General features: G+C 35.6%; 12 protein-coding genes. 4 read left to right on the forward strand and 8 right to left on the reverse strand.

Features of this window, described 5'->3' with window-relative positions; translation table 11 throughout:
- Nucleotides 1-69 precede the first annotated feature (69 nt).
- Together prmA and mltG are read right to left on the reverse strand one after the other, a co-directional pair.
- Complete coding sequence (gene prmA / locus K4L44_08015; protein QZE15767.1) at nucleotides 70-915, reverse strand: 50S ribosomal protein L11 methyltransferase; 846 nt, start codon at nucleotides 913-915, stop codon at nucleotides 70-72.
- A gap of 10 nt (nucleotides 916-925) precedes the next feature.
- A complete protein-coding gene (gene mltG / locus K4L44_08020) occupies nucleotides 926-2,002 on the reverse strand; it encodes an endolytic transglycosylase MltG (GenBank protein QZE15768.1) in 1,077 nt (358 codons plus the stop codon).
- 220 nt (nucleotides 2,003-2,222) lie between these two features.
- Between mltG and K4L44_08025 the strand changes: the two genes are divergently transcribed.
- Nucleotides 2,223-3,422, forward strand: coding sequence for an FprA family A-type flavoprotein (locus tag K4L44_08025; protein QZE15769.1), 1,200 nt, complete (start codon nucleotides 2,223-2,225; stop codon nucleotides 3,420-3,422).
- A gap of 92 nt (nucleotides 3,423-3,514) precedes the next feature.
- On the opposite strand, the gene K4L44_08030 is transcribed toward K4L44_08025, so the two are convergent.
- The 4 genes from K4L44_08030 to K4L44_08045 form a co-directional block, all read right to left on the reverse strand.
- A complete protein-coding gene (locus K4L44_08030) occupies nucleotides 3,515-4,549 on the reverse strand; it encodes a hypothetical protein (protein QZE15770.1) in 1,035 nt (344 codons plus the stop codon).
- 323 nt (nucleotides 4,550-4,872) lie between these two features.
- On the reverse strand, nucleotides 4,873-6,639 hold the full coding sequence (locus K4L44_08035; GenBank protein QZE15771.1) for an ABC transporter ATP-binding protein/permease: 1,767 nt from the start codon (nucleotides 6,637-6,639) through the stop codon (nucleotides 4,873-4,875).
- 8 nt (nucleotides 6,640-6,647) lie between these two features.
- The gene (locus K4L44_08040; GenBank protein QZE15772.1) at nucleotides 6,648-8,390 is read right to left on the reverse strand and encodes an ABC transporter ATP-binding protein/permease; all 1,743 of its coding nucleotides are present in this window, start codon (nucleotides 8,388-8,390) and stop codon (nucleotides 6,648-6,650) included.
- Between the two features lie 11 nt (nucleotides 8,391-8,401).
- Complete coding sequence (locus K4L44_08045; GenBank protein QZE15773.1) at nucleotides 8,402-9,013, reverse strand: TetR/AcrR family transcriptional regulator; 612 nt, start codon at nucleotides 9,011-9,013, stop codon at nucleotides 8,402-8,404.
- Between the two features lie 388 nt (nucleotides 9,014-9,401).
- Between K4L44_08045 and K4L44_08050 the strand changes: the two genes are divergently transcribed.
- From K4L44_08050 to K4L44_08060, 3 genes are all read left to right on the forward strand, one after another.
- The gene (locus tag K4L44_08050) at nucleotides 9,402-9,998 is read left to right on the forward strand and encodes a sigma-70 family RNA polymerase sigma factor (protein QZE15774.1); all 597 of its coding nucleotides are present in this window, start codon (nucleotides 9,402-9,404) and stop codon (nucleotides 9,996-9,998) included.
- A gap of 149 nt (nucleotides 9,999-10,147) precedes the next feature.
- On the forward strand, nucleotides 10,148-10,684 hold the full coding sequence (locus tag K4L44_08055; GenBank protein ID QZE15775.1) for a hypothetical protein: 537 nt from the start codon (nucleotides 10,148-10,150) through the stop codon (nucleotides 10,682-10,684).
- Between the two features lie 87 nt (nucleotides 10,685-10,771).
- Entirely contained in the window at nucleotides 10,772-11,752 is a 981-nt protein-coding gene (locus K4L44_08060; protein ID QZE15776.1) for a permease, read from the forward strand.
- Between the two features lie 334 nt (nucleotides 11,753-12,086).
- On the opposite strand, the gene K4L44_08065 is transcribed toward K4L44_08060, so the two are convergent.
- On the reverse strand, nucleotides 12,087-13,106 hold the full coding sequence (locus K4L44_08065) for a hypothetical protein (protein QZE15777.1): 1,020 nt from the start codon (nucleotides 13,104-13,106) through the stop codon (nucleotides 12,087-12,089).
- Nucleotides 13,107-13,912: 806 nt separating this feature from the next.
- Nucleotides 13,913-14,368: a hypothetical protein gene (locus K4L44_08070; GenBank protein ID QZE15778.1), complete on the reverse strand. Its 456-nt coding sequence runs from the start codon at nucleotides 14,366-14,368 to the stop codon at nucleotides 13,913-13,915.
- Nucleotides 14,369-14,391 lie beyond the last annotated feature (23 nt).

Genomic DNA, 14,391 nt, shown 5'->3' on the forward strand with positions numbered 1-14,391 from the left:
TCTAAAAAATAATCCCCCTTCCTCTGACAAGAGAGAAAGGGGGATGTTTCGAATTGAAATCATGAAATGCTATTGCTTCTCCAAAAGCACTACGGCCCATCCTTGGTTTTCGTAAGTATCTCGATAGACATACCCAAGGGATTCAGCTTTTAGTCGAATATCCTGCACATCCTCCACAAAGAAACCACTCATATACAATAGTCCTCCTGTAATTTGAACCGAGGCATATTTAGGCATATCTTGCAATAGAATGTTCTTATGAATATTGGCCAATACCACCTCATAAAGAGCATCCTCAGGAATGGCTGTGGCATCACCAAGAATAGGACGAATTACTTGATTCACTCCATTAATCTCACTATTCTGGGTAGTACTATCAAAACACCAAGCATCGATATCAATGGCATCGACATGTTTTGCACCACGTTTGGCTGTCATAATACCCAATATTCCAGTACCACAGCCCATATCAAGGATTGTCTTATCGGCACAGTCCAAAGCGATCAACTGTTCTAAAATAGTGGCTGTCGTTTCATGATCACCAGTACCAAAACTCATATTAGGAACAATCTCAATCTGATAAGGGTAGTCCGAATCAGATGCAGGGCCAACAGCCCTAATTAAAATTTGGTCTGCAATCACCATCTCCGTAAAAGACTCTTGCTCCCATACTTGGTTCCAGTTTTGATCTGGCACCTCTTCACTTTGAGTCTCTACAGTATATAATGGTGCAAAATCTAAAGAACCATTTTCCACCAAGGAAACATCAAAGAGATCTGATTGAACATATGCCTCAAACACCTCCTCTTCCGATACAAAACTATCATACCCTATCTCACCTAAAGCAGCGGTAAGAAGGTCTCTATTCACCGAGTTGTCTGGAGTGATTGTACAGACTGTCTTTATATATTTCATTCTAATATGATTATTTTCGATGACTTTTAAAGCCAATCCTTCTTCTATTTAACTCTTTTTGATACGCTTTTGCATTAATCAAATGCTGGCGGTAACTCTTAGCAAATGCATGGTACCCATCAAAGCTCTTGTTTGCACAGAAATAGAGATAATTATGGTGGGTATAATTCAACACCGCATCCACAGCTTCTACTGAAGGGAAACAGATTGGTCCAGGAGGCAATCCTTTATATTTATAGGTGTTATAAGGAGAATCAATCTTTAGGTCGTCCTTCAAAATACGAGAAATCGTAAAGTCACCCAAAGCATACTTCACTGTAGGATCAGCTTGCAAAGGCCATCCTCTTTTTAAGCGATTCATATAGACTCCAGCCACTTTAGCCATCTCATCTGTATGACGAACTTCCTCTTGAACAATCGAAGCCAAAGTAGTCACCTGAATAGCACTCAACTTTGCCTCTTTTGCCTTTGCTAATCGTGTTTTATTCCAAAAAGTTTGATACTCTTTATGCATCTTAACCAATACTTTTTGAGGTGTAGTGGTCCAATAGATCTCATAACTATTCGGAATAAACATTACAGGGTATGTCTGCTTATCAAATCCGAAAGCTTTCATCTGAGCAGTATCATTAAGGGCCTTCAAAACTTCAGTAGAGTCAGCCATAATATCCTTCGCTATTTTACCAGCTAGATCTGGAAAAAAACGAACATTATTAAAGGTCAAAGTGATAGGAGTTTGGTTTCCTGCAAGAAACTGGTTCACTAAGTTGTTTCCGATGGTCCCCTTCTTTAAAAGATAGTAACCAGGCTTTAACTTCTGGTCTAGATGTTTCTTTTTAGCTAAAAAATCAAATGCTTTATGATCAAGTAGCGCGTCCTTTTTTGTCAAGCTATCACATAGATCATCATAGGTGGTATTCGGTCCAATGTAGACACCACACTCTTGCTTTACAATGGAATGGAACACATATCCGAACATTTTATACGCATACAGTCCTGCTCCAATTGTTAGCAATACAATCACAACAGCAATATTACGTCCCATCTTAGGGCGTATTAATGCTTGATTCGATTTTTCAATAGACATTTTATTTTATCTGTTTTAAGTTTTTTTTTAATATTCATGACGAATTTAATATGAAAGCACTGCTTCACCAAATAAACCAAGGGTAGAATTAAAGACACTAATATCTTATTTTGACATTTTTTAGTTATTTATTAAACTATAATTATTACATTTGCGCGTATTATAATAAGCCTCAACACAAAAGGCTTAGCATGTTTAATTTGAGATTATTATATTATTTATGCATCAAGTAAAAATATCCGACGACATCTTTCATGTAGGTGTTAATGACAGACGATCTGAAAGGTTTGAAAATTATTGGCCACTAGACAAAGGAATAGCATATAATTCTTACCTTATTGTAGACGAAAAAATTGCGTTATTAGACACTTTAGAACGGGCTTTTATTGATGAATATATAGACAATATCAAAAATGTAATTGGAGATAGAGAGGTAGATTACCTCATTATTAACCACATGGAACCTGACCACTCTGGAGCAATTAGAGCAATTGTAAAAGAGTTTCCTAATATCACATTTGTTGGTAACAAAAAAACCTTTCCAATGCTGGAAAGCTTCTATAAATTCACGGAAAACACTCTTGAGATTAAAGATGGTGAAAACCTAAGTCTTGGGAAGCACAACCTTCAGTTTCATACCATCCCTATGGTTCACTGGCCAGAAACAATGGTTACATACGAAACAACCACAAAGACACTATTCTCTGCCGATGCTTTTGGTAGTTTTGGTGCTTTAAATGGAGGCATTTTCGATGATGAGCTTGATTTATCATACTATGAAGAAGAGATGATGAGATACTTTACCAATATCGTTGGTAAATATTGTCCTCATACCCAAAAAGCATTACGTAAGCTGGACGGTCTAGAAATTAAGACTATTGCTGCACTACATGGTCCAATTTGGAGATCTCATATAGATATGATACTTGAGAAATATGAGAAATGGAGTACATATCAGTCAGACAAAGGGGTAGTTATCGTATATGGAACGATGTATGGTAATACAGAAAAGATGGCTGAAACCATTGCAAGACAACTTGCTGTAAGGGGGGTTAAAAATGTTCGTGTATACGATGCATCTAAAACACATCCATCTTACATAATATCTGATATCTTTAAGTTCAAAGGTTTTATTATCGGGAGTTGTGCATACAATAACGAAATGTTCCCAACTGTAGAGACATTGGTAAACAAAATCAAACATATGGGGATTAAGAAAAAATCTCTTGGTGTGTTTGGATCTTTTGCTTGGAATGGCGGAGGAGTAAAGAACCTAATGAAATTTGCAGAAGATATCAAGTGGGAGGTAGTGGCAAATCCTGTAGAAGAGAAAGGATCTCTTAAGGAAGATAAATTTCAACAATGTGTTGATCTTGCCAACGCCATGGCAGACCAATTAGAGGCCGAGTTTGGAGCATAAACAGGGCTCTTTAATATACTAAAATAAAAGGCACCCTCTTTAGAAGGTGCCTTTATTGCTTAAAAATAAAACTCAAATCAGAACGTAAGAAATTATAATGTTAGTTTCTCTGTCATCTTTTTCAATGGATATTTCTTCGCCACGTTTGTAGAGTGAATCATCATATCCACATATCCTTTACGTGAAAATATTCGCTTGCTTTCACGACATTCAATAGATAGATTGCCCCTAAAATCCTCCAATCTGTCATACCCTTTAGATGCCATCCATCCCTTTAGCTCCTCTAGCATTCGAGGAATATATTCCACCTTATGACGGTAAACAGTACTTACAACTTGTACAGATTCAGCTCCAGCCAATATCATCTTTACAATATCATATCCATTTCTTACACCACCAGAACCGATCAGCTCAGCAATGATATTTGAATATAATTTACCGATAAAAGGAAACGATCGATGTAGGATAGAATCTGAAGTTACATCCACGTCAAAAGACATCTGTTCCGTTTGGGTATTAATATCAGGGAAAATAGGATTTCCAAAAAGAACCAACGAATCAACTCCAGCTCGATCTAATAACTTCACATGATGAAGAAGATTAGTGAAATAGGGACTTAGCTTCGCTGCGACTGGAATATGCAAATTAGATTTAAGAAGCTCTACTATTCTACACTGCTCCAATTCTGTATGTTTTGAGTTATAACTCCACGAAAAGTTAGGGACACAGAAATTTAGCTCAATCCCTTTCACTCCTTGATCCTCTAATGCTTTAGCATAAGTTACCCAAGCATCAGGATGAAGACAGTTAAGACTCCCAATCACAGGAACATTGAGTCTTTTTACAAGATCTCGCACATTGCTTAGATGTGCATGCAAGTCTCCATGTCGAACAAAAGGAAACATATTGCGCTTGGCATGTTGTTTTATTTCATACTTACGTTGTTGTGATTCAGAGAATTGATTCATCATCGCAACTTCTTCAAAAAGCGTAGGATAAACGACGGCACCAATACCATTATCCATCGCATCCATCACTATATTGGGAGAAAGAGAGAGGTCTGAAGCACCTAATACTAATGGAGAGGAGATCTCCATGCCCATATATTTTGTTGAAAAGCAAACCATAAGCCTAGTTCTATTCTAAAGGATTTGAAATTAAATAGGGTTTATGAAATACAACAACATACAATAGTTTAAGTTCAAAGCAATGATTCTTTTTAGAAAAATTAATGGACTTAATCACACTATTCATATGCTACAAACTAAACATAAAGGTTGAGTTTCCATACGATTCTATTCATAAATAGATACAATTCATACACATGTTACCTGTTTCATCACGAACGATACAAATAGAAAACAAGAGAGAGGTACATAATAGCACCTCTCTCACCACTTTAAACATCAAGAATACACGGCTGTTGTGAATTTAGTAGAATAAACAGATCTCACAACAATGAATCGGAGTAATGATTTGTCTCATCCAAAATAAGTTCCTGTTTTTGAGCCATATGATAGAAAACACCTCTGTCTTTATATAGTGTGAGAGGTTTTCCCATCTCTACCACTTTGCCTTTATCTAACACAACCACTTTATCTGCCCCTGCAATAGTTCGCATCTTATGTGCAATGATGATTACCGTTTTGTTCTTTACTAAATGATTCAATGCTAGCTGTATCTTCGACTCATTTTCCACATCAAGAGCGGCAGTCGCCTCATCTAACAAAATGATAGGGGCATCTTTAAGCAGGGCGCGTGCTATGGAAACACGTTGTCTCTCTCCTCCTGAAATAGTTGAACCATTTTCACTCAAGACAGTATCATATCCATTAGGCATAGCCTCAATAAAATCATGACATTGTGCAAATTTTGCAGCATTCACCACTTCTTCGTCAGATGCCCCCTTTCTACCCAATCGAATATTTTCACGTATGGTAGAATTAAAAAGCACGACATCTTGAAAAACGATAGAGTAATATTTCAATAAAGTTTCAGGAGCAATGGTATTAATAGGGATATCTCCCAACTTAATAGCCCCACTTTTAACATCCCAAAACCTAGCAGCTAATTTGGTTGCAGTACTCTTTCCACCACCAGAAGGGCCTATTAAGGCAGTTATCTCTCCCTGCTTTGCGGTAAATGAAACATTAGAAAGTACAGGACTCTCTTTTTCATAAGAGAAGGATACTTGATCAAATTCAATATTAAAATTCTCCAACGCTACATCATCATCACCTTTTTGCTCTTCAATATCATGTATCTCTTGAAACCTTTTGATACGAAGGTTAATAAACAACAAAGCAGCAAAATTATTAAACACTTCATGGATAGGATTGAATATTTGGGTACCTAAAGTCAAAAATATTAAATAGACAAAGATCGATACTTGATGTTGCATCACCATCCATCCTCCAACCAAGATAACACTAGGTAGTCCTAACTTTATCAGCATCTGTGAAGCATTCACAAATGCTCCAGTTAAAAGCTCCTCCTTTAACAAACTCGCTTCATAACGATCTACAACCTCCTCTAGTTCTCTATCAAAATCCCCCTCTTGGTTATACGCTTTAATCTCTTGCACTAGGTCTACTCCCTCAAATATCTTTTCAGCCACATCTTGTTTCTTTCCATACAAGGAGATGTTTATTTTGTCTATTTTTTTCTTAGACATAGCAATGAAAAAGAACGAAATAGGAACCACCCAAAGTAGAGCCAAAGAGAGTTGCCAATTGAGAGAAAAAAGCCCTATAGAAGCGATCAATATAGTCACTAAGGATGCAATGAGTTGTGGTACAGCATGAGAAAATATATGTTCTAAATCGGTGGCATCATTCATCAATGTAGTACTTAGATCCGAAAGGTCTCTTTTACCAAAGAATGAAAGAGGAAGTTTTCTCAATTTCTCCGCCAAACTTATTCGTCTCTGTGAACTTTCATTATACACTTTAGTATAAACGCTATCATATTGTAATAAAGAGACCCCATAAATCACCCCCATCATCCCGAATGCAACCAGAATAAATGTACCTAATGACCATGGAGATCCAAAATTACTTTGATGCTCTAATGGAAAATATTGATCCATAAAAATAAAGAGAAAGATCATCGGCAGCATGATCGCTATATTTTGCAATGTAGTATAGCCTATTCCAATGATAAGATCAGAAGCTCCTTTTGCACTCATTGCAAAGCGCTTTTGTATATATTTTTTCATACTATTATTTATAAAGTCCATTCAACAGAAACCTGATATTGATTCCACATCTTAGTATACAACGCTTTATTACTTAAGAGTTCGTCATGCGTCCCTCTTTCCACAATTCGTCCTTTATCTAAAACCAATATCATATCGGCATCGGTCACACTAGTAAGGCGATGTGCAACCATAATCACAGTCTTCCCTTTAGTAAGCTCCCGTAAAGCTTGCTGAATTAAATGTTCATTCTCTGGATCAGAGAAAGCAGTTGCCTCGTCTAATACAACCAAAGGAGTATCTTTCAATATAGCCCTTGCCAAACAGATACGCTGTTGCTCTCCGCCAGACAGATAGACCCCATTTTTCCCAATAATCGTATCCAATCCTTCCGGAAATTTATCGATGATATCCAGGCACTGTGCTTTCTTTAGAGCACTCAATATTTCAGCATCGCTACAAGACTCTAATCCATATGCGACATTCTCTCGAAGCGTTCTTTTGAATAAACTAGAGTTCTGAAAGACAAAACTAACATACTCCATTAGCGTCTCTTGACTCAATGATTTCACAGGTTTACCTCCTATAGCAATAGACCCCATATCAGCATCCCAGAAGCGTGGAATCAATTTAGCCAAAGTCGTTTTACCTCCACCAGAAGGGCCTACCAAAGCAATCGTCTGCCCCTTAAAAAGATCAAAAGAAATATCTTGAAGTACTTTTTTATTCGTTTTTGGATACGAAAATGAAACATCTTTAAAAGAGACGGAACAGTTGTCCGACACATCCTGTTCTTCACCAAACAGGACAGGAGGCACATCAAGCATTTCATCAATTCTATTTAATGCCTCTCCAGCTTGTCCCATTGCATACCCCAAATTCATACTTCTCATTACCACCTGTGAATAGACTGGTGTAATCAACACGAAGAGTAATAAACTAGTAAAAATAGTCACATTAGACATAGGAGTGTTTGTCATCAACAGTATCGTTAGTGGAACCAAAACAAAACAGAACGAATGAACAAAGACCAAATAAAAAGACATAGGCCTCCTACACCAAGCGGTATAAGTAATCACCATATCCCTATAATCAATAATACTTTTATAGAAATTTTTAAACGAAAAGACTGTTTGCTGAAATGTCTTCACCACGGGGATTCCCCGTATATACTCAACAGATTCCGTGTTCATCTTCTCCAACTGATCCATATATAGCTTCGTGAAATTCTGACCTCTTTTACTCATCAGAAAACCCAAACTAGCTAGAGCTAAGCCTAGAGGAAACAGACAAGCAAGCCCCAGACGCCAATCAAGAAACCACATAAAAACAAACGTCAATATTGGCATCACAAAAGTTGCAGCAAGATCAGGCAACTGGTGTGCTAAGAACATATGAGTAATGGTCGCATTATCATCAATCACTTTACGTATCTCTCCACTTGTATGATTATCAAAAAACCCCAAAGGCATACGAATAATCTTTTTCATAGACATCTTTCGTATATTGTTCTCCACACGAAAAGCAGCAGCATGCGAAAGCATCAAAGCAAAATAATACAATAACACCCCCAATAATGCAAAGCCCATCGCATAATACGCATCTGAAAGAGAAGTTAATGTATGTTGGGTCAATAGCTCTTGCACAATGTTCCAAATAAAATAAAACGGAAGAAGCATTACTACAGCACTAATGCTAGAGAGTGCAATAGAACAAGGAAGTAAGAGCTTTCTATTTCCTAGATAGCCCTGTACTCTTTTTAAAATAGTCATAGGATTCTTATTTATATATTCATTATCTTTTTCCAACCTGCAGTAGAAAACAGCACATACTCCTCAAAAAATGTGCGCATCTTGTCCAATGGATAATCATTACAAACAAGTTCTGAGAGTATTTCAACAAACCAAGAGGAGATATTTCGAACAAATAAAGAGGAGATATTTGCATTTATATCAGGATATTTTTGTTTCATCTCTTTCAGATAGGCACGACCTATATCACACTGTAACCCTATAAAATCTTCTCGAAAACTCTCATACAATGAGCCTTCACAATCACACAAGAGCAATTTAAGTTCCTTCTTATACATAGTCACCAAATTCATATAATAGTCAGCTCCTTCTTCGATAAAAGAGTCTAAATAAAATACGGTAGTGTCTAACTTACTTGAATCATTATGTTCCCCTAACATGGAAGTAATTTCAGTCATTAAGGGCTTTAATATTTGGATGAGAATCTCATCCTTATTTTTAAAATAGTTGTATATATTACTCAAACTCACATCCGCATTTTGAGCAATATTTCTCATAGAACTACCCTTAAAACCGTTACTATAAAACTCTTGACATGCAGCCTCAATAATATTATTTCGTTGTTCCGCTTTCTTAATCTGCATTTTATAATTATTTATTTTATACAAAGGAATCAGAAATCACTCATGCTATCAATCCCAATATTTTATGATTAACCAATATAAAAACGAACATTTTACGATTATGTTCGTTTTCGTATAATATCTAAAACGATATTTTATGCTTCCACACGCTACAACAGTTTTCATATATCAAACAAAACAACTAGAAATGCAATGTTCAACAAGATGTATTACTGAAACAGACTAAAATGACAGGTAAAAAACAGATCTCATGTATTAAGCGACTATATTTATCATGACTTGAAACATATAGTTATTTTAGATAAAAAAAGAATAGGGGGTGCATTAGAGTGATCATTCAGAATTAAAATATTCTCACTATCTTTAAAATTAAACACATTATATATTGATGAAAACAGATAAACAAAATAGCTGTTGTAACCCACATCAAGTGACAGCAGAATTCTATGATAACATCTTTGGATTTGTTTTGAAACAAATCCAAGATAAAGAGATAGCAGAAGATATTACCCAAGAGGTAATGGGAAGGATGGTAGAAGCATATAACTCCAAACAAGAAGTGCAAAATACAAAAGCATGGCTCTTCCGTGTCACACGTAATATCATTTCAGATCGTTATCGTAAAAAAGATATTTTACAATTTGATAACTCAATCCTAGAATCAGAGAAATCAGAAAATGATTTCGAATTAATGACTGAAGACTATATTGTACCGATGATTCACCTTCTTCCTGAAGAATATGCAAAACCGCTTTTATTAAGTGATATTGATAACCTCAAACATGTCGAGATAGCAAAGAAACTTGACCTCTCTCTCTCTGCGACAAAAATGCGGATACAAAGGGCTAGGAAAAAACTGTACGAATTATTTCTAGAATGCTGTGATATAACTTATACCGAGAATGATTCTTTTGCTCACTGCACCATAAAAACGAGTTGTACTCCCCTACTTAAGGAGAAAGATAGATTAAAAAAAGAGAAATAATACTATCATCTAACCTCCTAATAAACAACATATTTACATTTCACATCACAAAAAAAAAGACTCTTTTTTTTAAATAGATGTGTCTTTTTTACTCATTTCACGACTTCCTTATTGAAAACAATAATTTTTCAATAAAAAGGAATTAAAAAATGAAAAAAAGAGACGGATTTATCGCATCAATCATCACTATTCTATCTTCTGTGTTTGCCTTTATAGGAATCATCAGTTGTTGTGGATTTCCTATACTCGCTTCCATCCTTGCCTATATTGGACTCGGAGCATCTCAATTACAAGCACTTGCCCCCTATCAAAACTACTTTCTAGTTTTAGCAATTCTCTCATTAATATACGGCTTTTACAGCATCTACTTTAAAAGAAGGCCTAAGAAAACCTCATCAGATTGCTGCAATATATCCATCGAAGAGGTAAAAGAAAACAAGCCCAACGATTGTTGCAATATATCCATCGAAGAGGTAAAAGAAAATAAGCCCAACGACTGTTGTAATGTATCCATCGAAGAGGTAAAAGAAAACAAGCCCAACGATTGTTGCAACAACTCTACTAAAAAAGCATTAGCCAAAGAATCGGATAATTGTTGTAATAATACTTCGAATAAACTATCAAAAATTATGCTTTGGGGCGGAGTCATCGCTGTTCTCTTAGCAATCATTGCCACCAAACTTTAATCTCAATACTCATTTAATTGTAAACCTAGAAACAAGAAGTTTCAGTTAGAATACAATGTCAAGTCACAACTTTTATAATTAATCATCATGCTAGAAAATTTAATACATCACATACAGTACCTACTATTTCAGATAATGGGTATAGAGAATACTCCATTTTTTATTAATCTAAGTAAAACACTAGGAAATTTCATCTTTATCACCCTAGAACTGTTTATCCTATTTATCGGAATTACTGCTATCATAGAGTATATCATGATTCATGTAAATCAGAAAAAACTACAAAAACTATTTAAAGGAAAGGGAATTGTAGGAAATCTAGCAGGAGCCACCTTTGGAGCCATCACCCCATTTTGTGCATGTTCTACGATTCCAATGACCGTAGGCTTCCTTAATGCCCAATTGCCATTTGGTTCCATTATGTCATTTCTAATCTCCTCTCCGCTTCTCAACCCAATCATCATAGCGATGCTCGCAGCCACAGTTGGAGTTCAAAATGCAGCAATTTATTTTGTCTTAGCCTTTGGGTTATCTGTTATTTTTGGATATCTATTGGAGAAGTTCGGTTTTACTAAAGAGGTAAAAGCAGTAAAAGTAACAGGTGGAAAGGATACAATTATTAATGGAATAGATGTAAGAAAAGAACTACCTATCACAAGCAAAATAAGAATTAGCCTAAAGACCGGATGGGACTCATTAAAGCCAATCCTTACATATCTCTTTATTGGGGTAGCCATCGGCTCCATGATCTATGGATATCTACCTGAAGGAGATACCATTGCAAAAATAGCAGGAAGCGACAACTGGTTTGCTGTTCCCATTGCCTCAATCATTGGAATTCCTCTCTATATTAGAGCCGAGACAGCGATTCCTATTGCCATGTCATTAATATCTAAAGGAGTCGGAATGGGAACCGCAATTGCATTGATTATAGGTGGAGCTGGAATGGCCATACCAGAGATGACAATGTTGGCAAAAATATTCAAACGTAGACTATTAATCACATTCATTGGAGTGATATTCTTGGTTGCTGTCATCTCTGGTTATGTATTCAACATCATAATATAAACATAAAGAGAAAAACACGTTACTTGTTTATCCTTCCTAAAAACAGGACGAAATAACCAAGAATCTATCCCCAAAAAGAGACCTCCTAGAATGGAGATACACTTCAAGATGTATCTCCATTCGTTTTAATTAAACAAATAATCAAAAATGGCCCAGGATACGAAGCCCTTCGACAAGTGGTTCCTGATCTTGTCGAAGGGCTCAGGGAGCTAGCTGATAAAACTGCTCCCAGCAGCTGTAGCAACAATCGTGACCTTAATATATTGATATATCATGTCTCGAGTAAAGGCTTTACAACTTCCATACAACAGGTTCCCACAATCAATTTATACAACTAGAAATAAGTATTTTGATAAATCACCTTCTTAGTCTCCTCTCCATTCACTAGATGGTCCTCCCTATTTAATTTACCATATTCATCATAGAAATATCGTTTCTCTGTAATTTTATCATTCTTCTGTTTCTTCTCACAAATTAACCTATCGAAGTCATCGTAGATATAGTCCACTTGGGTATTAAGTTTCGAATTCTTGAAATATTGATATACCTCTCTCACTTTATTATTATTTTCATCATAGAGACATCTTTTACAACCAATAGTATCCACCTTTGATTTCATCTCAACCTCCTCTATAAGATTATGATGGTCATCATATTTATAAGTGAAATACCGAATTAATCGTTCATGACAATGTAGAAAAACCTTTTTCAATACATTTCCATGAGCATCATATTCAAAACGAGTATGATGAATACTTTCGCTTAAAGAAGGCATAGAATCCACTTTTTCAATCAAATTATCTCTCCATGGCTCCCCATTAAACATATAAGAATCTAGCTTCTCTCCACGGCTATTATATTTATAGAAAGTCTTTAAATCTACACGACCACTCATAAAAGAAGTCTGTATCAACAGGTTTCCATTTTCATCAAAGATCGAAGAGTTTAGTAACTCATCCAAATAGTTATAAAAACTACGACTCGATATTTTACCACTCTTCCAATATTTCATCACACTATAATTACCAAGTGTATTTTTGAAGAAGTATCTCTTAAAACCACTTAACTTTCCATCTTCACGATAACTGAAAACGTCTTTAAAGAAAAGCGATCCATCATCATTATAATGTTCCGCTTTGAGAACACATCCTTCTATATTGTACTCACACGCATAAGTTTGCAACGTATCAAAATGAATCTTCTGATTCTTGTTGCATTGCTTTTTTCTACAAATAAATTCTTTATGAAATCGAACCTTTCGATCCACATGTAAACTATCATTAGAAGCCCATATTACATGTGAATAAAACATATAGGAAAGGAATAAAAAGAATAGAAGGAAATATTTTCTCATAGAATATCAAATTATTTAGATTAGTAGCAACATCTCTTTATTTTTTTAGAAATATTGGGCACGAATATAACATAATTTAAAAAACTAGGAGATATGAATTCATAAAACGATGAACACTCCTTCAATATTAAATGAGAAAAAAGATGCTTCTCTCAAAACTTTAAAAGAGAACTAAAGACATAAAACTTGCATTCATGTCATAAATAAAACGAATCAACCTTATATAATGTAGACTGATCGGAGTGTAGGTTACCGACCACTTCGACATTTGGTTGCTGAGCTTGTCGAAGCACAGGGACCATTTGTCAGCATTGTAGGTTACAGAGCTTGTCGAAGCACAAGGACTTCACTACCGAAGCAAAATAATCATATATTTAATTCAAACATGATAGCAGCAAACCAATCGATTTACCCATTATCACGATTTATCACCAAGTCGCATACCCTTTTCTTTTAGATTGTTTGACTAAAATGTATGCTTAATTCACCTAGTATATGGAGTTATGCAAATACTGACAATATAATTACCCAAGCTACAGCCAATACAAGGATGTATAACATGAGAGAGACAAGCCCTTTCCACATATTTTTATCTTTCAATGGATCTCTTTTTAATGAATGATACACTTAAACTTCAAACAATTATATAAAAATATAACATGGAACAAGCCACCAAAAATCGCTTAAACAAATAATTCAGTATCCTATATTGATGAAACACGAATGCTCGAAAAAATATAACGACTCGCTTCCTTATATACCAGGTCTAGATCAATACGAAATAGGATATTTTAAATATCCTGAATTTAAAAATTCAATACCTTACCCTCTCTTTTGACTTTCTTATCTTTATACGAACCGATCACATTCCCTAGAGCAGTTCCAACTCCCACTCCTAAGGCAATTCCAAGACTACGCTCCAGTTGAAGTACAGAGGTCCCCAATAGAACCCCGATCATCATCCCTAAGAAGGTTCCTCTTTTTACATAATACCCCTCTTCCACCAATCCATATTCCTTACGAACAAAGTGAATCACTCTCAAAAGCTTTGTTGCCATGGCTCTACTACTATAAGATCTTCCAACCTCTATATCCAAAGAGTCAAGATTCTCTTCCAACTTCATCATTTCATTCTCACAAAGTCCTCTCTCCTGAAGCACTTGAAGCAATCCGACAAGTCTCCATATCGTATTCTTCGTATTCTTCGACTCCTGTTCATCATAAATATGTTTTAATAAGCTCTTTGCGTGGTCAATTGTCATAGTAATTTGATTTTCTTAATATT

The sequence above is a fragment of the Prolixibacteraceae bacterium genome, from assembly GCA_019720755.1.
GTDB classification, from domain to species: domain Bacteria; phylum Bacteroidota; class Bacteroidia; order Bacteroidales; family Prolixibacteraceae; genus Halosquirtibacter; species Halosquirtibacter laminarini.